The sequence below is a fragment of the Alphaproteobacteria bacterium genome (genome assembly GCA_039980135.1).
Classification (GTDB): domain Bacteria; phylum Pseudomonadota; class Alphaproteobacteria; order UBA6615; family UBA6615; genus UBA8079.
This window is the reverse complement of the sequence record JBDXCV010000006.1, coordinates 53,209-75,517: the sequence shown is the minus strand read 5'-3', so window position 1 is coordinate 75,517 and position 22,309 is coordinate 53,209. Positions and strand designations below refer to the sequence as shown.

The window sequence follows — 22,309 nt, the reverse complement described above, 5'->3', positions numbered from 1 at the left end:
ACACCACTTCGTCATTCGAACCCATGGACGGCGGCGGGGATCTCTCCCCTTCCGGCACACGCGGTTCTTCGGCTCTCAGTGTCGCGTCACTCATCCTGTCCGCCCATAAATGGCTCAACCCACGGCGCGGCTCACCGTGAGTTCGGTAATTTAGGCAGGATGTTGGTAAAAGAAGGTTAACGCCGGTCAGTCGGCAAACGGGTCTCGCACCAGGATCGTGTCGAGCCGCTCCGGGCTGGTGGACAACAGCGCGACCGGCGCATCGATCAACTCCTCGATCCGGCGGACATACTTGATTGCCGTTGCCGGCAAATCGGCCCAGCTCCGCGCGCCGCGGGTGCTGGTCTGCCACCCTTCCATCGTTTCATAGACCGGCGTCACGTTGGCCTGCGCACGAATTCCGGCCGGGAAACGGGGCACTTCGACTCCGTCAATCGTGTAGCCGACGCACACCTTGAGTTCCTCGATACCATCCAGAACGTCGAGCTTTGTCAGCGCGATGCCGCTGATCCCGCCGACCCGCACCGCCTGGCGCACCATCACCGCATCGAACCAGCCACAGCGGCGGCGGCGGCCGGTCACGGTGCCAAACTCATGGCCCCGTTCGCCCAGAAGCTCGCCGACCTCATTCTGCTGTTCGGTCGGGAACGGGCCGCTGCCCACGCGCGTCGTATAGGCCTTGGTGATGCCGAGCACATATCCGATCATGTTCGGCGCAACCCCCGATCCCGCCGCGGCCTGCCCGGCCACCGTGTTGGACGAGGTCACGAACGGATAGGTGCCGTGATCGACATCGAGCATGGCGCCCTGGGCGCCTTCGAAAAGAATGCGCTTCCCGGCCTTGCGCGCATCGTCGAGAAAGTCCCAGACCGGCGCGGCATAAGGCAGCAACCGGTCGGTAATCTCGTCGATGCGGGCCATCAACTCCGCCTTGTCGACCTCGTCTGCGCCCAGCCCGCGCAGCAGCGCATTATGATGGAACAGCAGATGGTCGATCCGCACATCGAGCGTTTCCCGATCCGCCAGATCACAGACGCGAATGGCGCGCCGTCCGACCTTGTCTTCATAGGCCGGGCCAATACCGCGCCCGGTCGTGCCGATCTTGTCCGCGCCGCGCGCGATCTCGATCGCCTGGTCGAGATAGGGGTGCAATGGCAGGATCAGGCTCGCATTGTCCGCGACCTTGAGGGTCTCCGGGGAAACCTCGACCCCCATTTCAACGATTTTGTCGATCTCGCCGAGCAGCGCCCAGGGATCGACGACGACGCCGTTCCCGATGATGCCGATCTTGCCCGGACGCACGACGCCCGACGGCAGAAGGCTGAGCTTGTAGACCTTGTCGCCAATAACCAGCGTATGCCCGGCATTGTGCCCGCCCTGGAACCGGACCACGACATCGGCGCGTTCCGAGAGCCAGTCGACGATCTTGCCCTTGCCTTCATCGCCCCACTGGGAGCCCACCACCGCTACATTCGCCATCAATCCTGCCCGCTAAATATCACTGCCGTCGGCTCTCGCCGGCGTGCCATCAACCAGTAGATGGCTACATCCCAATCGGTTCGCCTCCGCCGCCGCATCGCCTTCCGGCGCCATCCCCGCGACCGTGATCCATCCCGCGTCACGAAATTCCGCACCCGCCTGAAACGGCGTGCCGTGGGGCAGATAGAGCCGGTCGACAGGTGCCGGAGCGGGCAAGGCGCGAAGGATCGAGTCCATATACAGCGACACCCCCGTCGCCGCCTCGCCCGCGCCGGTGATATAGCGTCCCCCGCGGCCCAGCTCTCCCCGCACGCCCTCGGCAAACAGGGTGAAACTTACGCCCGTGTGATATTCGAAGCCCCGATACTCGACCGGATCAAGGGTCAGCGGCAGATCGGGCACTGCGGCATGAAGTCCGGCGACAACGGCCGCCAGGCGTTCGACTTCGGCCTGCGCGCCATCCGGCAGCGACAAAGCCTGCAACTCGCCGATCACGTCATCGGCGGGGCCCACGGTTTCGATCAACGCACACAGGGCCTTTGCGGCATCCGAGAATGCGATCCCGTTGCCGCGCAGAATATCGCCGGTCGCGTCTTCGTCCTTGCGGTCGAGCGCGGCGCGAAGATCGGCGGTCGTCGCCTCGTCGAGATCGATCTGCGCGAGAATATTCGCCACCAGGGCCGGCGAATTGAGATCGACCGTGGGCCGCGGCACACCGGCGGCCACAAGCGCGTCCGCCGCCAGTGAGATCACCTCGACATCCGCGCTGATGTCCGCGGCGCCGACCAGCTCGAGACCGACCTGGGCAAACTGGCGCTCGGGCCGCAGCTGGTTGCCGCGCACCCGCAGGATTTGTCCCGCATAGGACAGGCGCAACGGCCGCGGTTCATCGTGCAACCGCGCTTCGGCAATCCGGGCGACCTGCAACGTGATATCGGCCCGCACGGCCATCATGTGCTGGCTGACCGGGTCCATCATCCGGAACATCTGACCCGCGAGGCTGCCGCCACCATTCGTGCCGTTGCCCACGAGCGTGGATTCGAACTCCACGAGCGGCGGTTTGACCTGCTCGTAGCCGCAGGCGCGGAAGGTGTCCATGATCCCGGAAATGGTCGCGGATTCCTGCGCCGCGCGCGGCGGCAGGAGATCGTGGAGGCCCGCCGGCAGCAGTGCCCTGTTTTCACCTGAATCAGTCATGACGCGCGGGGTTTAAACGGTTTGGCATGTGTCGGCAATGGTACGCCCGGCACAGAGAGTCGGATATGCGCGAACGCGGGGCATATCGGCCTTGCTCTCGCCCCCTTTAGGGTCGATAAGGACATTTGACATACTGGTGTCACGAACCAAAACCGACCAACGGAGTGCGCGATGAAAATCCGCAACGCCATTGTCTCAGCAACCGCCGCCGCGAGCCTGTTCTTGCTGGCCGGCCAGGCTGTCCAGGCACAGGCCGACAAGATGGAGATGCGCGGCGCCGATCGCGGCTGGTACATCTCCGGCCTTGTCGGTCTCAACAAGGCGAATGACTCCGATATCGACGGCGCCGGGATCGCTGCCGAGGCGGAATTCGATTGGGGTCCCGCCGCGCTGGTCGGCATCGGCTTCGACTATAGCAGCAACTGGCGCGCCGAGGTGGAAGCAGGGTACCGCGATGGCGATGTCGACAGTATCTCCGGCACCGCGAGCAGTGGTGACAGCGACGCGCTGAGCCTGATCGCGAACGTCTTCTACGACATCAACATCGACAGCGTTTTCGAGCCCTATGTGGGTGCCGGTCTGGGCCTGGCGCGGGTCTCGGCGGATGGTTTCAGCCCGGTTTCGACCACGTCGATCGACGATGATGACTACGGTTACGCCCTGCAGGCGGCCGCGGGCGTCGCCTACCCGCTGAACGAGCGGCTCAAGCTGACCGTGGATTACCGTTTCCTGTCGGTGCAGGACCTGGACTACACGACCGCATCCGGGGTCGGGGTCGAAGCCGACTATAACGACCATGCCATTTTCGTCGGGCTGCGTTTCGCGCTGAACCCGCCGCGCAAGCCGGCACCGAAGCCCGCACCGGTCGCACAGGCACAGCCGGCGCCGCCCGCGCCGGCCCCGGCGCCGACACCGCCGCCGGTCACGCGCAACTTCCTGGTCTTCTTCGACTGGGACAGCAGTGCCTTGACGCCACAGGCTCTGGCCATTCTCCGCCAGGCCTCGGACGCGGCCAAGACGCTCGACGGCGTGCGCGTTGTCGCAACCGGGCATGCCGACCGCTCGGGACCCGCATCCTACAATGTGGGCCTGTCCCAGCGCCGCGCCGACGCCGTGCGCGGCGAGCTCGTCCGCCTGGGTATCGCGGGAGGCGAGATTGCCACTCTGGCGAAGGGTGAGACCGATCCGCTGGTCGCAACACCCGACGGTGTCCGCGAACCGCAAAACCGGCGGGTCAGCATTATCCTGAATTAGGACGAGGCTGTCCTGAACCTCTTTGTTCCGGGAAATACTTTTCCGAAAGGGATTGTCGGGGTGATGCCAGGCGCGTACCGACGGTAAAAAGCTAGCGCGCAGTCAGTCCGTTCGCGGCTTCCTGGACGATACGAACGCCCGAATCCACCAAGCGCACGCGCCGTGAGAGTACCTCGGCGAAGCTGCGTTTGGCGCTTGCGCAATAGGCGTGACGCGCCCGATTGCTGCGACTGGATGCGTCGTTCGCAAGTTTCGTCACGAACCGGTCGAGGGCCAGTTGGCCACCTGCACCATGGGTCCGGGTAAACATCGACCGCAGAACACGACCGTGGGACACGAGTTCGGTCTCGAACTCGGCCACGACGGCGTTGTACTGGTTGCGGAGGCCGCAGGACAACGCCGCGACCATCATTTCGCTCTGGACCACCCGCGCGCGCACGGCCATTCGCTCGTCGGGATTGCTGATCTCAAGCGCCCGGGCGGAATGCGCCGGCGCCAGAACCGTTATCGCCGCGGCACAGCATGCCCCGGCGAGAAGTCCTCGAAATTTGGTCGAACAGTTCAGCGTCTTTCCCCACCCATCAGCAACAGGGTTCGCATTGAGCACCCAAATTGTTAACGGCACATTAGCGCCAATATTTCGTGCTGGCGAGCCGTTTTAAACAGCATTTTCATGACTTTGCAAATTCGGCCTTATTCAGCGCCCGTCGGGCGCGCTGCAATAATTGTACCGTCCGCGAGGCCATAAACCGCATACACGACGCCGCTCCCGTCGAGCGTGGCGGGCCGTACCGCCGTCACGATCAGTTGATCATGGGGGATCCCGTCGAAATCGTGCAAACGCCCGTCGGCGAAGGTCACGAAGCGCAGGGCGCGCCGCCGCGCACCGGGCACCGCGATATCGGCCACCCCGTCGCCGGTCCAGTCATGCACCGCCGCCAGATCCTGCTCCCGGCTGCCGATGCCGTGATTGGAAAACCCGCGTGCGGCGTGATCGGCATGCAGCGTGCGATCACGAAACTCGTACAGGCGCAGGGTCCCGCCGATATGCGGCGTTTCGACGAAAGCAATCTCGGTCCACCCGTCGCCGTCGAAATCGGCGGCCCCCACCGGGTTGAGCCAGCGGTTCGCGCGGCCGATCGCCGGCACCTCGGACAGGAAGGCCACGCCCGAATCGGCGAGGCCGAACACCGCCAGGGCCGCACCCGCATCCAGATAGGATTGCACGACAATCGCCTCGTCGCGTCCGTCACCATCGAGATCGATCAGCCGCACCCGGCGGTCCTCGAACACCGAGCCCGCGTCCAGCTTGTAGCGCGCGATCCCGCCATCGGCGCGTTCAAGCGCCAACCCGCCGGCTTCAATGGCGTCGCCCAGGACACCATGGGCATACCGTTCCGTCGGGTCCGTCAGCCAGGCGCGGGCAATATCGGACCCGCCGTAGGTCACGTCGCCATCTTCCAGTATGTCGGCCGGGCGTGAGGCCGAAGCATCGTCGGGGATCACTTCTTCGGACAGCGAGAGACGGCCGTCCTTCAGAATAAGTGTCCGGACCAGGCCATCCGCGCCACGCACCCCGACCGCCGATGGAGACTGGCTGATCCCGCCCTCAGTACCGGGCAAGCGCACGATCACATCCCCGTCCTGCAGACCCGGCGCGCGTACGATTTCCGCAGCGCGCAGATCGAAGGGACCGGCAAGTATGAACGCCAGGGCCACCGCAACATATGCAGTGACCCGACCCGGCATCAGAAGTTGAGCGCCTTGGCCTGAACGACGCTCGGAAGAGCGGCTACGGCGGCCAGCACGTCGGCCGGGACCTCCTGGTCGACCTCGACCAGCGCGATCGCGTCATCGCCCGCCGCGGTGCGGCCGAGCTGGAACGTCGCGATATTCAGCCCCGCATCGCCGAGCACCGTTCCCAGGTTCCCGATCAGGCCCGGCTTGTCCTCGTTGTTGACGTAGAGCATGTGCGCACCGAGTTCGGCTTCCATGGGCACACCCTTCACGTCTACCACCCGCGGGCGGTCGCCGCCGAACAGGGTCCCGGCAACACTGCGGGTGTGGTTTTCGGTCACGACGGTCAGGCGTATCAGCGTCTGATAGTCGCTCTCGCGCGCGGTCCGCACCTCGGACACGTCGATTCCGCGTTCCTGCGCCATGACGGGCGCGTTGACCATGTTCACACTTTCGAGCACCGGTGAGAGCAACCCCTTCAATGCGGCCGCGCTGAGCGGCTTGGTGTTCAATTCTGCCGCATGTCCCTCATATTCGATGGTCACACTTTTGAGACTGGATTCGACGAGCTGACCCGCGAAGCTGCCGAGCAGCTCGGCAAGCTTCATGTAGGGCATCAGGCGTGGCGCATCCTCGGCGGAGACCGACGGCATGTTGAGCGCGTTCACCACGGCGCCCGTAAGCAGATAGTCGGCCATCTGCTCGGCGACCTGGATCGCGACATTGACCTGCGCCTCGGTCGTGCTCGCGCCCAGATGAGGCGTGCAGACCAGATTCTCCGTGCCGAACAAGGCGTTTTCCTTGGCCGGCTCCTCTTCGAACACGTCGAGCGCCGCGCCGGCGACATGCCCGGATTCGAGCGCCACCTTCAGATCCGCCTCGACCACGAGGCCGCCGCGCGCGCAGTTGACGATGCGCACACCCGGCTTTGTCTTGGCCAGCGCCTCGGCGTCGATAATGCCACGGGTCTGGTCGGTCATCGGGGTGTGCAGGGTGATGAAGTCGGCCCGCCGCAGCAGGACATCCAGCTCCACTTTTTCCACCCCCAGTTCCAGCGCGCGTTCATCGCTGAGATACGGATCGAAGGCCACCACCTTCATCTTCAGGCCCAGCGCGCGTTCGGCCACAATCGAGCCGATATTTCCGCAGCCGATCAATCCGAGGGTCTTGGCGGTCAACTCCACACCCATGAAGCGGGACTTCTCCCATTTGCCTTCCTGTGTGGATTTGTTGGCCTCGGGAATCTGCCGCGCGAGCGCCATCATCATCGCGATGGCATGTTCCGCCGTGGTGATCGCGTTGCCGAACGGCGTGTTCATGACAACGATCCCGCGCGCCGTGGCCGCGTCCCGGTCGATATTGTCCACCCCGATGCCGGCACGCCCGATCACCTTCAGATTGGTCGCCGCCGCCAGGACCTTCGCGGTCGCCTTGGTGGCCGAGCGGATAGCCAGCCCGTCATACTCGCCGATGATGGCGATCAGCTCCTCTTCGGACAGGCCGGTCGTCACATCGACTTCGATCCCGCGTTCGGCGAAAATCTCCTTCGCACGGTCACTCATTTTGTCGGAAATCAGTACTTTCGGCATGGGGTCATCCTTCCGCGTTCGGGCGGGTTTCAACGTAATTGAGATGGTGTGGCCGCGGCCCGGTCAGGCGGCGGCAGCGGTGCGGTCGGCCTTGACGCTCTCGAACGCCCAGTCGAGCCACGGCATCAGCGCCGCGAGATCCGACTGTTCGACGGTCGCGCCGGCCCAGATCCGCAAGCCCGGCGGGGCATCGCGATAGGCCCCGACATCGAACGCGACGCCTTCGGAATCGAGCAGGTTCGCCACCGCCTTCGCGGTTGCCGCCTGATCGTCGTCATCGAGCGAAGTGAACCAGGGGTCAACGACCTTGAGGCACACGCTCGTGGTCGACCGCTGGTCCGGGTCGTCCGCGAGAAACGCCGCCCAGTCCGAGCCGGACACCCAGGCATCGATAACGCCGAAGTTGGCATTCGAACGGGCAACCAGCGCGTCGAGGCCGCCGATCTCGCGCGACCAGTCGAGCGCGTCGAGATGGTCTTCGACACAGAGCATCGAGGGCGTGTTGATCGTGCTGCCCTTGAAGATATCCTCGTTCAGCTTGCCGCTCTTGGTCAGGCGGAAGATTTTCGGCAGCGGCCACGCCGGCGCGTAACTTTCCAGTCGTTCGACCGCGCGCGGGCTGAGCACGAGCATCCCATGCTGTCCCTCACCGCCCAGGACCTTCTGCCAGGACCAGGTCACAATATCGAGCTTGTCCCAAGGCAGCTCCATGGCGAAGGCCGCGGACGTGGCGTCACACAGGGTCAGGCCCGCGCGCGCATCGGGAATCCAGTCCCCGTCGGGCACACGGACACCCGATGTCGTGCCGTTCCAGGTGAAAATTACGTCCTTGTCGAAATCGACCGCATCGAGATCCGGCAGCGCGCCATAGTCCGCCTCCAGCAGCCGGACATCGTCCAGCTTGAGCTGCTTGACCACGTCCGTGGCCCAGCCCTGGCCGAAGCTTTCCCAGGCAAGAATATCGATCGGCCGTGCGCCGAGAGCGGACCACATGGCCATCTCGAACGCGCCCGTATCCGAGGCGGGCACAATGCCGATCCGGTAATCCTCGGGAATTCCCAGAATCGACCGGCTGTCCTCGATCACGCGCAGGAGTTTGGCCTTGGGGCCCTTGGCGCGATGCGAACGGCCGATGCTCGCATCGCTCAGCGCATCCAGCGACCAGCCGGGTCGCTTGGCGCAGGGGCCAGAGGAAAAGAGTGGGGATACCGGACGGGTGCCCGGCTTATTCGATGTTTGCGTCATGACGCGCTCCTTACAGAACGCCGCACCTCGTTGGGGAGGTGTGGCCCGCCGCAGAAACTAGACGTATTTCACGCGGGGTCAATAGCCGCATTGTCGCAGGGCGTACGCCGGTCAGATAAGGCCGTAGTACCAGGGTGCGACCAGGCTGAAGATCAGCCAGACGATGATCAGGAGCGGCGATCCGACCCGGACGAAATCGACGAATCGGTAGTTGCCCGGCGCCATCACCAGCAGGTTGGTCTGGTAACCGACCGGCGACGCAAATGAGCAGTTCGCGGCGAACACCACCGCCACGGCGAACGGCTCGATGGGCAGCGCCAGGCCGTTGGCCAGCCCCACCGCGATCGGTGTGAACAGCACCGCCGTGGCCTTGGTGCTGATGATGTTGGCCAGCACCGCCACCAGCAGGAAGAAGGCGGACAGGATCACCGCCGGCGACGCATCGCCCACGACGCTCAACAGCAGGCCCGCGAGGAACTCCGCCCCGCCCGTGGCCTGCAGCGCACTGCCGAGCGCCAGCGCGGCGGCGATCATCATGACGATGGTCCGGTCGATGGCGCGGGTGGCCTGACGGATGTTCAGCACGCCGGTCGCCAGCATCGCGCCGGCACCGACCAGTGTTGCGATCTCGATGGGCACGACGCCCAGCGCGGCCGAGGCAATCACCGCGGCAAAGATCACCAGGGTGCTGCTGGCGTGATGCACAGCCGGCATTTCGGCGGCGGTCCATTCGACGAGGAGGATGTCCTGATTGCCGCGCAGCCCCTCGACGTCGCTGGCGCGCCCCTGCATCAGGAGAACGTCCCCCGGTTCGAGGCGAATGTCCGTCACCCGCGCCCGGATCATCTGCGATCGGCGCTGAACGCCCAGCACAACGCAATGATACTGGTAACGGAATCCGATCTGGTTGAGGTTCTGGCCGACCAGCCGCGAGGCCGGTGTGACCATCGCCTCGGCCAGGACCTGGTTGCCGACCTGCCAGCGCTGATTGCCATCCTCGGTTTCGAACCGCTCCCAGTCCTGATCCAGCTCGGGATGAAACTGCTCGGGCTCCCCCTTGAGGGCCTCGGTGAGCGCCGCGCGGGTCGCCGCGACCACAATCGTATCCCCGTCGGCGAGCTGAAAATCATCGTCGAATGGCGGAATGAAGGATTCACCGTCATGCAGGATCAACCGGACCGTCATGTCCTTCAAATCCGGGAAAAATCCGCCGCGCGGCTGCATGCCGTAGAATTTGGAATCCTCGGTCACGGCGATTTCGGCCATGAACTGGCGGCCGCCGCCGGCGATTGCATTCGTCAGCAACGCGCGTTCCGGCAACAACCGCGGGCAGGCGAAAATCACATAGACGACCCCCACCAGCGCCAGAGCGGCGCCGGGCACGGCAAACTGGAAGAACGAAAAGCCCTCATTGCCCAGCTCGATCAGCATGCCGGACACCAGAAGGTTGGTGCTCGAGCCGATTAGGGTCACCATCCCGCCCAGGATTGCGGCAAACGACAGCGGCATCATCAGCCGCGAGGGCGATTGCCCCAGGCGCGACGCCAGCGCCTGCATGATCGGGATGAAGATCACCACCACGGGCGTGTTGTTCATGAACCCGCTGACCACCAGCACCGCCACAAAGGCCAGCCCCGTCGCGAGTGCCGCGTGGCCGCGCCCGTAGCGGAAGAATAATTGCGCGCCGGCCTCCAGAACGCCCGTACGGGCGAGTCCCTCGCCCATCACGAGCAGCGCGATTACGGTCAGCAGCGCGGGGTTGGCGAAACCGGCCAGCAGCCGCGTCGGGTTGAGGATGTTGTTACCGTCGGCGTCGATCACGGGAACGAAGTGGAAGAACACCAGCAGAACGCAGATCACGCCGAGCGATGTCAGCTCGAAGGTCAGCCGTTCGAGCGTGTACATGACCAGCGCCACAACGATCACGGCGAAGGTCATCCACATCCCGAGCTGGCTCGGGTCCATATCGGCGATAAAACTGAACATCTTCTCTACGCAGGCCGGAGATTGGAAACGGCTTCCATTCTACCACGCGGCAGATTTCTATGCCTTCTCGCCCGCGCGGGCGCGCACGAAGATCGTGGCCTTAAATGTCAGGACCGGGCCCGATTCCGTCGCCACGGCGAACCCCAAGGTCACGACCCCACGCCCCGGATTCGAGCGCGTGGCCCGTGCCTCGATCACTTCCACGCGGGTCTGCAGGCTCTCTCCGGGACGCACGGGGGCGGTCCAGCGGACCTCGTCCAAGCCCGGCCCGCCCATGCCCGTGCCCTCCACCGCACCGGTCCGGATGAACTGGCCCGTCGCGATGGCCACGGACTGGAACCCGCTCGCGACATGTTCGCCGAATGCCGATTCTTTCGCGCGTTCCGGATCGGTATGAAAGACCTGGGGGTCATGCAACTCGGCGAACCAGATGATCTCCTCCGCGTCGAGCCTTACCGGTTCGGTCTCGAAGACCCGGCCGACCGTGTAGTCCTCAAGATACAGACCGGTCATGCCGCGTCCTCCGCCGGCCGCCGGCGCAGGAATGTCGTCGTGATCAAGCTGGAAACATCCTGATCCCCGACGCGAATCGAGAGACGTACGCGAATGATTCCGCGGTCCGGGCGCGATTTCGAAGCACGCAGTTCCACGACCTCGGCGGTAGTGTGCAGCGTGTCGCCGGGGCGCACAGGAGCCGTCCAGCGGATCTCGTCCATGCCGGGGCCGCCGAGCGCGTTCTCTTCGAACAGGCCAAGCCGGACGAACTGCGCGAAGGCCAGGCCGATCGTCTGATGGCCGCTGGCGATCAAACCGCCGTAAACGCTGTCTTGCGCGGCCACGGGATCGGTGTGAAAGACCTGCGGGTCGTATTTCTCGGCGAAGGCGATGATCTGCTCTTCCGAGACCGTGACCGGCTCGGTCTCGAAGACCTCGCCGACCGAATAATCTTCCCAATATCGCGCTGCCATGAGCCTCTTCCCGAAATTCAGGCGCGGACCCTACCCCTTCGCTTCGCGCGAATAAAGTGCGGCCGGCGTCAGGCCACGGGCGGCCCCGGGACGGTTGGCGTTGCCTCCGACCGGGCGGCCTCCCAGGCCAGGATCAGGCGCTTCTTGTCAGGGTGCCAGCGGTACCCGCTGATGCCGCCGCCGTTCCGGATCACCCGGTGGCACGGGATCAGCCAGGACACGGGGTTACGCGCCACCGCCCCGGCCACCGCGCGGGCCGCGCCCGGCGCACCGATACGTTCCGCGAGATCCGAATAAGTCAGGACCGCGCCCTCCGGGATGCACAGGAGCGCTTCCCAGACCTTGAGCTGAAACGGTGTTCCCCGCAGCATCAGGTGGATGTCGCCTTCGCCAAACGCCGCCGCCGCATAGGCGCGGGTCACGTCCGGGTCCTCGACCAGCGCGGCCGCATCGAGACTCCCGCACAGGTCGGCCAGGGTCGCGGCGCGGTCGCCAATACCATTGAACGCCAGCCCGCATACCCCGCGCGCACCCGCCACGATCAGGCACTCGCCGAACGGGCTGTCATGCCAGCCATAGCGCAGCTCCAGCCCCTCGCCGCGGCGCTTCCAGTCCCCCGGCGTGACCGCCTCATGGGTCACGAACAGATCATGCAGACGCCCCGCGCCCGACAACCCGGTCTCGAAGGCCACGTCGAGGACATTTCGGGATTCGTTGAGCGCCCGCTTGGCGTGTTCGAGGGTCAGGTACTGGACGTATTTCTTGGGGCTGACGCCGACATAGCGGGTGAACAGCCGCTGCAGGTGAAAGGCACTCAGGCCCGCCTCAGCGGCGATTCGCTCGAGACTGGGCTGATCGCGATAATTCTCGCTCAGCCAGGTGAGCAGGCGGCCGACCAGGGCGAAGCCGTAGTCATCGTCAAAACTGTTATCGAGTGTTTCGGGCTCGAATGTGTCGATCATGGCCATCTTCCGCATCTCCTTTTTACACCCGGCCGGCGGGTCTGTGCGATCCGTTTCGCACGCGCATCAAACTAGGCGGCCGCATCGGTCGGCCCCACCCGGTTCTTGCGCAAAACGGAGCGCCGCTATGCCCGCTCGCGCTGCACCAGCACCACACCGGCCAGGATCACGAAGGTCGCCAGCAGCAATGTCGGGGTCAGCGGCTCGCCGAGGATGACCGGTGCCAGGCCGATCCCGATAACGGGCTGCAGGAGTTGCAAGGCTCCGATGCGGGCGACCCCGCCGTCGGCAAGCGCCCGGTTCCACAGGAGATAGGCGAGAATCGTCGTCCCCCAGGCCAGTGAACAGATTGCGAGCCAGCCCCGCATATCGATCGCCGTGAGAGTCGCGACGCCGGCGTGAAACACGACCACCGGCGCGAGGAAGATGGCAGCCACGAGGACCGACCACATGGTGACCGTCAGGGCATCGAGTTCGGCCGTAAGTCTGGCCCCCGCGACATAGCCCACGACCCCCATGAACATGCCGAGAAACACCAGCGCATCGCCCTGCCAGGTCACACCGGCCACCGTCAGGCCGAGCGCCTCCTGGATCAGCAACAGCGCCCCCGCCGACCCGACTGCCACGCCGATCCACCAGGCCCAGCCCGGCATCCGGCGGTTCACCACGGCCATGATCGCACCCGCCATCACCGCGCCTGCTCCCGTGCCCGCGGCGGCGTGCCCGGCGGTGGTAAACTGTACGCCCCAACTGAAGATGACGGGGAACAGGACCAACCCGCCCAGGCCCGACACCAACAGCAGGACAATCGCATCCCGACGCAACGGGATCCGGCATCCCATGATCGCGATCACCATTGCGGCCACCGGCGCCGCGACGACCGCGCGCAACGCGCCGACCGTGATGCCGTCCGCGGTCAGGGTCCCGATCTTGGTGAAGACCGGGGTCACGCCATAGATGAAGACCGCGATCAGCGCGAAGGTGTAGAGGCGGGTGCGGTTAATCTCGGACATCGGCGCTCGCGAGGCTTCAACGCCGTTGCACGAGCCCGACGCCGAAAAGAATAATCACCGTGGCCGCGACGAGCAGCGGCGTCAACGGTTCGGCAAGGAATATCGCCGCCCCTGCGACCCCCACGACCGGCAGCGCGAATTGCCACACGCTCATGCGCCCGATCCCGCCGCGCGTCAGTGCAAAAATCCAGGTGATATAGGCCACGACCGTCGACCCCACCGAGAGATAGACGATCGCCGTCCAGCCGAGCGGCTCGATTGCAGACCATGCCGCCGCGTCCATACGCAGAAGCACGAACGGCAACTGGACGATGGCGGCAATGACCACGCTCCACATGGTCACGCCCACGGGGCCATAGCGCGGGGTCAGTCGCGCACCGATCACAAAACTCAGGGCCGCCGAGAATCCGCCCGCGGCCGCCAGCAGATCGCCCTGCCATGTCGCGTCGATGGAATCGAGACCGACCGCCTCGGCAATCAGGATCACCGCGCCGACGAAGGCAACCGACACGCCGATCCACCAGCGCGGCGGCGGCAGCTTGCGGCTGACCAACGCTTCCAGAAATCCGACAAAGACCGGCGTCGCAGCCGTCACGACTGCCGCATGACCGGCCGACGTCCGGCCCACGCCGAGCGTGAACAGGACCGGGAACCCGACAACGCCGACAATTCCGAATGCGAGGACCAGCCATTTGTCCTTGCCGCGCCACGGAAGCGGACAGCGCAAGACAGCGAGGATCAGGACTGCGAGCGGCAGTGCCATGACCGTGCGCAGAAGCGCCAAGGACAGGACATCCACCGATTCGACACCGAACTTGGTGATGATGGGTGTGCCGCCCCACACGAACACGGTGACGAGCGCGCCGGCAGTCGCGACGGAGAAGAATCCCACGGTCGCGGGTTGCGAGTTGGACGATTGGGTCATGCGGGCGCCAACGTCAGCTATCCAGGCGACCCGGGTCGAACGTCACCCCATGATCGAGCGGGCCGTGGCCCTGGCCGTAGCCGGGCGCCGCGGCGATCGCTTTTCGCACATAAGATCGCGCGCGGGTCACCGCGTCCCGCAATGCCATGCCTTGGGCCAACCCTGCCGCGATCGCTGACGCGAGCGTACAGCCGGTACCGTGGGTGTGACGGGTCTCGATGCGCGGATCGGCAAACCTGATTGTCTCGCCCGGCGTGACCAGCAAATCCACCACCTCCGGGCCGGCGATATGCCCACCCTTGACCAGGGCCGCGCCGGCACCGTGTTCGAGCAATCTCTCTCCCGCCCGGTGCTGGCCGTCCTCGTCATCCACATCGACACCCGTCAGGGCCGCGGCTTCGGGCGCATTGGGCGTCAGCAGGCTGGCACGCGGGATGAGCAGCGACAGCAGGGCAGAATGAGCGCTGTCATCGAGCAACTTCGCGCCGCCCTTGGCGACCATGACCGGATCGGCGACCAGGGGAATTTCGGCGTCGAGATCGGAAATCGTCGCGACTACCGTCTCGATAACGTCGACACTGTGCAGCATGCCTGTTTTCAGGCTGTCGGCGCCGAGATCGTCCAGCACGACCCGCATCTGCTGGGCGATGAAGCTCGTCTCAACCCCGAAGATACCGTGTACGCCCTGGGTATTCTGCGCGGTCAGTGCCGTCACGGCGGTCATCGCGAACCCGCCCAGCGCGGTGACGGCCTTGATGTCGGCCTGAATGCCCGCACCTCCGCCGGAATCCGAGCCGGCGACGATCAATACGCGTCCGTCCATGTTGAGATCGGGCCTCGCGCTATGCGGCCGGAACGTCGGCGATTGCGCCGGCAATATCGTCGACCACGGAAACCACAATCTCCGCGTCGAGGCCTTCGGCCATCACCCGAATGACCGGCTCGGTACCCGATGGCCGGATCAGCACGCGCCCGTCATTCCCGAGTTTTTCCTCGGCCGCCGAAACGGCGGACTTGACGCTCGCATGCTCCATTGCGTTCGTGCCGACCGCCGGCACATTGCGCAACAATTGCGGAAAGGATTCGAACACGTTTGTCAGCGTGCTCATGGCCACGCCGGATTCCACCAGTGCGGCAAGCACCTGAAGCGCAGCGATCAGCCCGTCGCCGGTCGTCGAGTAGTCACTCAGGATGATGTGGCCCGACTGCTCTCCGCCCAGATTGAACCCGCCGGCGCGCATCCGCTCGAGGACATAGCGGTCGCCCACCTTCGCCCGTTCCATCGACAGATCGATGGTTTCCAGGTAGCGCTCGAAACCGAGGTTGGACATCACCGTTGCAACGACCTTGCCGCCCTGCAACCGGCCGGTCGCCTGCCAGGACCGGGCGATAACGGCCATTACCTGGTCGCCATCGACGACCTCGCCATGCTCATCGCACAGGATCACCCGGTCGGCATCCCCGTCGAGCGCGATCCCCAGATGGGCGCCATGGGCTACCACTTGTTCCTGCAGGGTTTGCGTCGCCGTGGCGCCGCAGTCGCGGTTGATGTTGGTCCCGTCCGGATCGATCGCGACCGGCACGACGTCGGCGCCCAGCTCGTGAAACACCGAGGGTGCCACCTTATAGGCCGCGCCGTTTGCGCAATCGACAACCAGCTTGAGGCCGTCGAGACGCAGGCCACGCGGGAAAGTGTGTTTGACGAATTCGATGTAGCGGCCCGGCGCATCTTCCAGTCGCCGCGCGCGTCCGAGGCTGCTGGCATCGGCCAGGTGATCGAGCAACCCGTTCTCGACCAGCGCCTCGATCTCTTCCTCCACCGTGTCGGAAAGCTTGAAGCCGTCCGGACCGAAAAGTTTGATGCCGTTGTCCTCGAATGGATTATGCGAGGCCGACAACACGACCCCGAGATCGGCGCGCAGGGTCCGCGTCAGCATGGCGACCGCCGGGGTCGGCATCGGGCCGACCAGCACGACGTCCATCCCCATCGCCGTAAACCCGGCCTGCATCGCCGGCTCGAGCATGTAGTTGCTCAGCCGCGTGTCCTTGCCGATGATCACGAGGTGGCGGTGATCGCCACGTGTAAAGCGATGGCCAGCCGCCATCGCAACGTGTAACGCGGTCTCGGCGGTCATCGGCTCGTGATTGGCCTTGCCGCGGATGCCGTCGGTGCCGAAAAGCTTTCGTGCCATCGTCAAATCCCGAACATATCGAAGACCCGACTTATAGCACCGTGCCCGCGACCGTTAACAATCTTGTCATATCGTCGCTAGAGCGCCGCCCGCCATACATCGAAGGCTTGCCGGGTCGCCGCCACATCATGCACCCGCACGATCTGCGCGCCCCGGTCGATCGCCAACAGCGCCGCCGCAATTGAACCCGGAACCCGGTCCCGGGGGTCTTCCACGCCTGTGAGGGCCCCGATGAAACTCTTGCGCGACAGCCCGACCGCGATCGGACACCCAAGCCCGTGGAACTGGGCCAGCCCCGCCAGCAACGCGGCATTATGATCGACGGTCTTGCCGAACCCGAAACCCGGGTCGATCGTGATCCGGTCGGGCGCAATTCCCGCGTCGAGACAGGCATCCACACGCGCCGCCAGCGCGTCATAGACCTCGTGCACCACATCCGCATAGGTCGGATCGTCCTGCATATCCCCCGGCTGCCCCTGCATGTGCATCAGGATCACCGGCGTGTCCGACGCCGCGACAACCGCCAGCGCATCCGGGTCGTCGCCCAGCGCGCTCACATCGTTGATGAGGGACACCCCGGCGTCGATGGCCGCGCGCATCACCCCGGCGCGCCGCGTATCGACCGAGACGGGAATGCCGTGTGCGACCAGCGCGTCGATGACCGGCATCACCCGCGAGAGTTCTTCGTCCAGGCCGACCGGCGCCGCGCCCGGCCGCGTCGATTCTCCCCCGACATCGATGATGTCCGCGCCGTCCGCCATCTGCGCCCGGGCAAACCCGATCGCCCGTTCCGGCGTGGCATGATCACCGCCATCCGAGAAGCTGTCGGGCGTGACATTGCACACCGCCATGATCCGCGTCCGCGCGCCGCCGCCACTCAATGCGAGGCCTGCAACATCCGGTCGCGGTCGCGATACCCGTGCGATCAGCGCCGCCGGGCCTTCCGCGCCTTCGCGCGCCGCCTGGGTCGCCCAGCGCAGGAGTTCGGAGGCGGACAAGGGCCGGCCGCCCTCCGACGCCTCGGGCGCGTCCGTGCCCGTGATGTGCGCATGCGTAAATCCGAGGGGACCGCCGGCCAGCGCAAGCCCGGCCCCGGCGTCGCACAATCTGATCGCGGGATCGCCGGATACCAGTCCGGTCGGGGTCAGGCGCAGGCGGCTCGTGCCTGTGGCGGATTCCAACAGGGGCTCTCGCTTCGCCGTGAAAGCCCCCAGGGATTGTGTCTCGATCGGGCCGTTCGGCATCTGCCTGCCCCCGATACCGGCCTAGCCCTGAGGCTGCGGCTCCGGCTCCATGCCGCCGCTCGGCCGGTCTTTCTTGTTCGCCGTACCGCTCGTCGGAACCGACGAACGCGGGCTTCCCGCGGAATCCTCTTCGTCGTCCGACCGGTCGATGCTGTCGCCCCGGAGGAGCGCATTCACCTCATCGGCCGACAAGGTCTCATATTCGAGCAGGCCGTTGGAAATCGTGTGCAAATCCTCGATCTGTTCGGTCAGAATTCGCATCGCGTCCGATTCCGCCGCGTCGATGAGCGCCCGGATTTCCTCGTCGATGACCTTCGCGGTCGCGTCCGAGACGTTCTTGTGCTGGGACACCGAATGGCCGAGGAAGACCTCTTCCTGATTGTCCTCGTAACGCAGCGGGCCAAGCTTCTCGCTGAACCCGTACTCCGTGATCATTCGGCGGGCCAGGTTGGTCGCTTCCTTGATGTCGTTGCCGGCACCGGTCGTGACGTGTTCCTTGCCGAAAATGATCTCCTCCGCGGCACGTCCGCCGAACATCATGGCCAGCTTCGCCTTCAGTTCGTAGATCGAGTAGGTGTAGCGATCTCGCTCGGGCAGCGACATGGTGACGCCCAGGGCCCGTCCGCGCGGGATAATCGTGACCTTGTGCAGCGGGTCGCAGCCATCCATGTGCATGCCGACCAGCGCATGTCCGGCCTCGTGATAGGCCGTGAGCTTCTTTTCGTCCTCGGTCATCACCATCGAACGGCGTTCGGCGCCCATCAGCACCTTGTCCTTGGCGTCCTCGAACTCGGCCATGGTCACCATGCGCCGGCTCTTGCGCGCCGCGATCAGCGCCGCCTCGTTCACCAGGTTCGCCAGATCGGCGCCAGAGAACCCCGGCGTGCCGCGGGCGATGGTCTTGGCGTTCACGTCGGGCGCCAGCGGCACCTTGCGCATATGCACCTTGAGAATTTTCTCGCGGCCGATGATATCCGGGTTCGGCACCACGACCTGACGGTCGAACCGGCCCGGACGCAAAAGCGCCGGATCGAGCACGTCCGGACGGTTCGTCGCCGCCACCAGGATCACACCTTCATTGGTCTCGAAGCCATCCATCTCGACGAGCAGCTGGTTCAGAGTCTGTTCACGCTCGTCGTTGCCGCCGCCCAGGCCCGCACCGCGATGGCGACCCACGGCGTCGAGTTCGTCGATGAAGATGATGCAGGGCGCATTCTTCTTGCCCTGTTCGAACATGTCGCGGACGCGGCTGGCACCGACGCCGACGAACATCTCGACGAAGTCGGAGCCGGAGATGGTGAAGAAGGGAACATTCGCCTCGCCCGCGATCGCGCGCGCCAGCAATGTCTTGCCCGTGCCCGGAGGGCCGACCAGCAACACGCCCTTGGGGATCTGCCCGCCGAGCCGCTGGAACTTCTGGGGGTCGCGCAGAAATTCGACGACCTCCTCGACCTCCTGCTTGGCCTCCTCGACACCCGCAACATCCTCGAATGTGACGCGGCCGGTCTTCTCGGTCAGCATCTTGGCGCGCGACTTGCCGAAGCCCATCGCGCGGCCGCTGCCACCCTGCATCTGGCGCATGAAAAACACCCAGATGCCGACGATGACAATGAACGGCAGCCAGCTCAGCAGCGTACGGACCAGGAAGTTCGCTTCTTCCTGCGGCGCGGCGGTGATGCGAACGCCATGTTCGGAAAGGGTCGATACGAGATTCGGGTCGTTCGGCGCATAGGTCGTGAAAGCGGTCCCGTTGCGCAGCGTGCCCTTGATGTCATTGCCCTGGATGGTGACATCCGCGACCTGATCGGTCTCGACCTGGCCCATGAAGTCAGAGAAGGCCAGCTGCTGTTCGGCGCCCTGGCGGCCCGAACTCTGGAACAGGTTGAACAGCGCCACGACCAGCAAGGCGATGATGACCCACAGCGCGATGTTTCTACCGAAATTGTTCAAAGACCTTCTCCGATCAAATGACCATCTGGACCAGCGTCGCCGAATACGCCCGGCGACCTCAGCTGCTGTGAATTACATTGGAACCTTTACAGCCACTAACATGGTGCGCCAAGCCCCCGAGGGCAATGCGAAAAACGCCCCTATAATACGAGTGTGAAGATTATCAACTTGTTGCGAAAACGGCCCCCGCGACCGGATTTTGCGGTGCAAAGCGGGCATTTGCCAGACTGAGACCGGTTTCTCGCGAATATGCCATCCCGCACTTATGGAAATGACCGTCACGGCAAATGGCTGGCAGGGTCGCCCGGACGGCGTGGGGTAGCGTGTCAAAACGCGGCGATTCCGGGTGCGCCGGTACGCCCTGCGACACAAATTGCCCGACGCTGCCGAGCTGCATTTCCCCGCCGCACGCCGTCGCCGCTCCCGCATCATCGCGCGCGGGAAACGACAGCCGAAAACGCCCGTCCCAATCCAGCGCCCCATCCGTAGGCTCCGCACCCATCAACTGGCGAGGCGCCTCGATCACCGCCGGTTCACGCATGAAACACACCCGCCCGTCACGGGCCGGTCGCACGATACAGCCGCCCAGGGTCGCGCCGCCGTTGAGGCCGTCGCCCGTCAATCTTTCCGCCAGCCGCTTGAGACCCGCGCCCCGCGGCGCGTAGACGCGTCCGCCGATGCAGGTCACCAGGTTGGCGATCAGCCGCACACCTGTCTCCCGGTCGGTGGTATCGAGCGACGCGGGATCGAGCGTCGCAAAGCCGGCGGGATGAACGGCAACGGCCCGTCCCGCGATCCGGGAGAGCGCGCGTTCCATCCCGACCCGCGCCCGGGCCGCTTCCCCGTCCTCTTCGCGCGCACCGGACGCCATGGCTGATCGACCCATCCGCATGCGGGCGCGGGCAAACCGCGTGTCCCGGTTGCTCGGGTCCTCGACCCAGTCCTGACCATATGCCTGCAATGTCGCGGTGATCCGCACGCGCGGCACCTCGAGCAACGGCCGCAGGACCCGCGCATGCGCCAGTTCCCGAACCGACGGCATCCCGGCCCGGCCGAACGCGCCGCTCGCGCGCGCACGGCGCATCGCCCGTGTTTCCAGCTGGTCGTCGCGATGATGGCCGACGAGCAGATGCAGAATGCCGTGTTCCCGGCAGAACGCCTCAAGCAGCGCGTAGCGCGCGGTCCGAGCAGCGGCCTCGCTGGCACCGCCGCCCGGCGATCCCGCCCAGGTGAGCGTGTGGTGGGGGATTCCGCGTCGCGCCATCCAGGTAGCGACTTGCTCGGCTTCGGCAGCCGATTCGGCACGTAGGCCATGGTCGAGCGTGACCGCGGTCACCCGGCCCTGTCGCGCGGCCGCCCAGTCGGCGGCCAGCAAGGCCATCGCCAGGCTGTCGCGCCCGCCCGATACGCCGAGCGCCAGATGCGGGCGTTTCTCGAACGGCCCCAGGCGCAGCATGCGGGCCGCGAAATCGTCAGCACGGATCGGCGCGGCGCTACCATCGGTGGCGTGCGCCACCGGGTTCGGAGAAACGGGTCGAGCGGCTACGGGCACTGCAGCCGGCCGATCTCCCGATCGGCACGCTGGACAATGCTGGTGGGCGCGTCGGGATATTCCACCCGCAATTTCTTCAGCGTGATACAGGCATCCGAATTCTGTTGGAGCTGCGCCAGGGACATGCCTAATTTCAGCAGGTTGTCGGGCGCCTTGGCGCTGTCGGGATAGCGCTGGAAACCCTCGGCAAAGGCGCGGGCGGCGGTCGGGTAATCACCGCGCACATAATAGGTCTCACCCAGCCAGTACTGCGCGTTCCCGGCCAGCGAATCTTCGGGATTTGCCGCGACAAACGAGCTGAGCGCGGTCTCGGCGCTCTCGAAATCGCGTTGCAGCAGGAACTTGTAGGCGAAGTCATACTGATCACGCGGGCTGCCCGCCGGCAAGCTGGCCGGCGACGGCACTTGCGCGGCGGGATCGGCGCTGGCGGTCTGCGCGCCGACCGGCGCGGTCTCGACCCCCGCATTGCGCAATTGCGTCTCGGTCAGAGTGCCGAACACCCGGGGGGCGCCCGGGTTGCCGCCGCGCTCGACCGTCACCTCGCCCGGTGAACGCGGCGCGGCAGGGGCGACAGGTGCCGTCGAACCGGTCGCGGTCGCCTCACCGGTACCCCCTTCGAGAGCGCGGAGCCTGAAATCGACGTCCGACACCAGCCGGTCCATGCGCTGGTTCATCTGGCGGACCTGGAAATCCAGCTGCTCGACCTGTCCGGTCAGCCGGCGCAACTGCTCTTCCAGACCGTCTGTCGTGACCTGAAGGTTGGACAATGCCGTCCCCGACGGCGGAGCGACGGATGGCGCACCGGCTGTCGGGGGTCCCGATGGCGTCGCCGGGGGCGGCCCGTCGCGATACACGTTGCGTTCCAGGGCCTGCAGTTGGCGTTCCAGGCGCGAGACCGTATCGGCCAGTCCACGCACATCGTTGGACTGGGCCAGCGCCGCGCCGCTCGACAGGACGAGCAGCAGCGAAAGGCCGGCGGGCACAATAATCCGAAGAGGCTTCAACATGACGACGCG

General features: G+C 65.5%; 19 protein-coding genes. 1 reads left to right on the top strand and 18 read right to left on the bottom strand.

Annotated features, from left to right (window positions below; translation table 11 throughout):
* Positions 1–186: 186 nt before the first annotated feature.
* Positions 187–1,479, bottom strand: coding sequence for an adenylosuccinate synthase (locus ABJ363_08580; GenBank protein ID MEP4379040.1), 1,293 nt, complete (start codon positions 1,477–1,479; stop codon positions 187–189).
* Between the two features lie 12 nt (positions 1,480–1,491).
* Positions 1,492–2,676 carry an ATP phosphoribosyltransferase regulatory subunit gene (locus ABJ363_08575; protein ID MEP4379039.1) on the bottom strand — a complete coding sequence of 395 codons (1,185 nt, stop codon included), beginning with the start codon at positions 2,674–2,676 and terminating at the stop codon, positions 1,492–1,494.
* Positions 2,677–2,847: 171 nt separating this feature from the next.
* Here ABJ363_08575 and ABJ363_08570 point away from each other — a divergent pair, with 171 nt between their 5' ends.
* Positions 2,848–3,930 carry an outer membrane beta-barrel protein gene (locus ABJ363_08570; GenBank protein ID MEP4379038.1) on the top strand — a complete coding sequence of 361 codons (1,083 nt, stop codon included), beginning with the start codon at positions 2,848–2,850 and terminating at the stop codon, positions 3,928–3,930.
* Positions 3,931–4,021: 91 nt separating this feature from the next.
* Here ABJ363_08570 and ABJ363_08565 read toward each other — a convergent pair whose 3' ends face one another.
* The 16 genes from ABJ363_08565 to ybgF all read right to left on the bottom strand — a co-directional run bounded on the left by ABJ363_08565 (position 4,022) and on the right by ybgF (position 22,300).
* Positions 4,022–4,375 (bottom strand): hypothetical protein, encoded by a 354-nt coding sequence (locus ABJ363_08565; GenBank protein ID MEP4379037.1) that lies wholly within the window; start codon positions 4,373–4,375, stop codon positions 4,022–4,024.
* Positions 4,376–4,623: 248 nt separating this feature from the next.
* A complete protein-coding gene (locus tag ABJ363_08560) occupies positions 4,624–5,679 on the bottom strand; it encodes a VCBS repeat-containing protein (GenBank protein MEP4379036.1) in 1,056 nt (351 codons plus the stop codon).
* Entirely contained in the window at positions 5,679–7,256 is a 1,578-nt protein-coding gene (gene serA / locus ABJ363_08555) for a phosphoglycerate dehydrogenase (GenBank protein ID MEP4379035.1), read from the bottom strand. The genes ABJ363_08560 and serA overlap by 1 nt, the downstream gene beginning before the upstream one ends.
* A gap of 63 nt (positions 7,257–7,319) precedes the next feature.
* Positions 7,320–8,501, bottom strand: a complete 1,182-nt coding sequence (locus ABJ363_08550) for a phosphoserine transaminase (protein MEP4379034.1) — start codon at positions 8,499–8,501, stop codon at positions 7,320–7,322.
* 111 nt (positions 8,502–8,612) lie between these two features.
* Positions 8,613–10,487: an SLC13 family permease gene (locus ABJ363_08545; protein MEP4379033.1), complete on the bottom strand. Its 1,875-nt coding sequence runs from the start codon at positions 10,485–10,487 to the stop codon at positions 8,613–8,615.
* Between the two features lie 57 nt (positions 10,488–10,544).
* The gene (locus tag ABJ363_08540; protein ID MEP4379032.1) at positions 10,545–11,000 is read right to left on the bottom strand and encodes a MaoC/PaaZ C-terminal domain-containing protein; all 456 of its coding nucleotides are present in this window, start codon (positions 10,998–11,000) and stop codon (positions 10,545–10,547) included.
* Positions 10,997–11,455, bottom strand: a complete 459-nt coding sequence (locus ABJ363_08535) for a MaoC family dehydratase (protein MEP4379031.1) — start codon at positions 11,453–11,455, stop codon at positions 10,997–10,999. Before ABJ363_08535 ends, ABJ363_08540 begins: the two co-directional genes overlap by 4 nt.
* Before the next feature lie 68 nt (positions 11,456–11,523).
* A complete protein-coding gene (locus ABJ363_08530) occupies positions 11,524–12,423 on the bottom strand; it encodes a methylated-DNA--[protein]-cysteine S-methyltransferase (GenBank protein ID MEP4379030.1) in 900 nt (299 codons plus the stop codon).
* A gap of 119 nt (positions 12,424–12,542) precedes the next feature.
* Positions 12,543–13,430, bottom strand: a complete 888-nt coding sequence (locus ABJ363_08525) for a DMT family transporter (protein MEP4379029.1) — start codon at positions 13,428–13,430, stop codon at positions 12,543–12,545.
* Positions 13,431–13,446: 16 nt separating this feature from the next.
* Entirely contained in the window at positions 13,447–14,355 is a 909-nt protein-coding gene (locus ABJ363_08520; protein ID MEP4379028.1) for an EamA family transporter, read from the bottom strand.
* 13 nt (positions 14,356–14,368) lie between these two features.
* Positions 14,369–15,178: a bifunctional hydroxymethylpyrimidine kinase/phosphomethylpyrimidine kinase gene (gene thiD / locus ABJ363_08515; protein ID MEP4379027.1), complete on the bottom strand. Its 810-nt coding sequence runs from the start codon at positions 15,176–15,178 to the stop codon at positions 14,369–14,371.
* 19 nt (positions 15,179–15,197) lie between these two features.
* Entirely contained in the window at positions 15,198–16,547 is a 1,350-nt protein-coding gene (glmM, locus tag ABJ363_08510; GenBank protein ID MEP4379026.1) for a phosphoglucosamine mutase, read from the bottom strand.
* 77 nt (positions 16,548–16,624) lie between these two features.
* Complete coding sequence (gene folP, locus ABJ363_08505; protein ID MEP4379025.1) at positions 16,625–17,791, bottom strand: dihydropteroate synthase; 1,167 nt, start codon at positions 17,789–17,791, stop codon at positions 16,625–16,627.
* 21 nt (positions 17,792–17,812) lie between these two features.
* A complete protein-coding gene (gene ftsH / locus ABJ363_08500) occupies positions 17,813–19,741 on the bottom strand; it encodes an ATP-dependent zinc metalloprotease FtsH (GenBank protein ID MEP4379024.1) in 1,929 nt (642 codons plus the stop codon).
* Positions 19,742–19,904: 163 nt separating this feature from the next.
* The gene (gene tilS, locus ABJ363_08495) at positions 19,905–21,257 is read right to left on the bottom strand and encodes a tRNA lysidine(34) synthetase TilS (GenBank protein MEP4379023.1); all 1,353 of its coding nucleotides are present in this window, start codon (positions 21,255–21,257) and stop codon (positions 19,905–19,907) included.
* A 26-nt stretch (positions 21,258–21,283) separates the two neighbouring features.
* Positions 21,284–22,300, bottom strand: a complete 1,017-nt coding sequence (gene ybgF, locus ABJ363_08490; protein ID MEP4379022.1) for a tol-pal system protein YbgF — start codon at positions 22,298–22,300, stop codon at positions 21,284–21,286.
* Positions 22,301–22,309 lie beyond the last annotated feature (9 nt).

What these genes read in the sequence shown, in the direction of transcription:
- ABJ363_08550 (MEP4379034.1), bottom strand. Translation starts at nt 8,501, where the DNA reads ATGACGCAAACATCGAATAAGCCGGGCACCCGTCCGGTATCCCCACTC.
- ABJ363_08575 (MEP4379039.1), bottom strand. Translation starts at nt 2,676, where the DNA reads ATGACTGATTCAGGTGAAAACAGGGCACTGCTGCCGGCGGGCCTCCAC.
- folP (MEP4379025.1), bottom strand. Translation starts at nt 17,791, where the DNA reads ATGCCGAACGGCCCGATCGAGACACAATCCCTGGGGGCTTTCACGGCG.
- serA (MEP4379035.1), bottom strand. Translation starts at nt 7,256, where the DNA reads ATGCCGAAAGTACTGATTTCCGACAAAATGAGTGACCGTGCGAAGGAG.
- ABJ363_08570 (MEP4379038.1), top strand. Translation starts at nt 2,848, where the DNA reads ATGAAAATCCGCAACGCCATTGTCTCAGCAACCGCCGCCGCGAGCCTG.
- ABJ363_08530 (MEP4379030.1), bottom strand. Translation starts at nt 12,423, where the DNA reads ATGGCCATGATCGACACATTCGAGCCCGAAACACTCGATAACAGTTTT.
- thiD (MEP4379027.1), bottom strand. Translation starts at nt 15,178, where the DNA reads ATGGACGGACGCGTATTGATCGTCGCCGGCTCGGATTCCGGCGGAGGT.
- ABJ363_08535 (MEP4379031.1), bottom strand. Translation starts at nt 11,455, where the DNA reads ATGGCAGCGCGATATTGGGAAGATTATTCGGTCGGCGAGGTCTTCGAG.
- glmM (MEP4379026.1), bottom strand. Translation starts at nt 16,547, where the DNA reads ATGGCACGAAAGCTTTTCGGCACCGACGGCATCCGCGGCAAGGCCAAT.
- ABJ363_08565 (MEP4379037.1), bottom strand. Translation starts at nt 4,375, where the DNA reads ATGGCCGTGCGCGCGCGGGTGGTCCAGAGCGAAATGATGGTCGCGGCG.
- ABJ363_08525 (MEP4379029.1), bottom strand. Translation starts at nt 13,430, where the DNA reads ATGTCCGAGATTAACCGCACCCGCCTCTACACCTTCGCGCTGATCGCG.
- ABJ363_08545 (MEP4379033.1), bottom strand. Translation starts at nt 10,487, where the DNA reads ATGTTCAGTTTTATCGCCGATATGGACCCGAGCCAGCTCGGGATGTGG.
- ABJ363_08520 (MEP4379028.1), bottom strand. Translation starts at nt 14,355, where the DNA reads ATGACCCAATCGTCCAACTCGCAACCCGCGACCGTGGGATTCTTCTCC.
- ABJ363_08580 (MEP4379040.1), bottom strand. Translation starts at nt 1,479, where the DNA reads ATGGCGAATGTAGCGGTGGTGGGCTCCCAGTGGGGCGATGAAGGCAAG.
- ABJ363_08540 (MEP4379032.1), bottom strand. Translation starts at nt 11,000, where the DNA reads ATGACCGGTCTGTATCTTGAGGACTACACGGTCGGCCGGGTCTTCGAG.
- ABJ363_08560 (MEP4379036.1), bottom strand. Translation starts at nt 5,679, where the DNA reads ATGCCGGGTCGGGTCACTGCATATGTTGCGGTGGCCCTGGCGTTCATA.
- ybgF (MEP4379022.1), bottom strand. Translation starts at nt 22,300, where the DNA reads ATGTTGAAGCCTCTTCGGATTATTGTGCCCGCCGGCCTTTCGCTGCTG.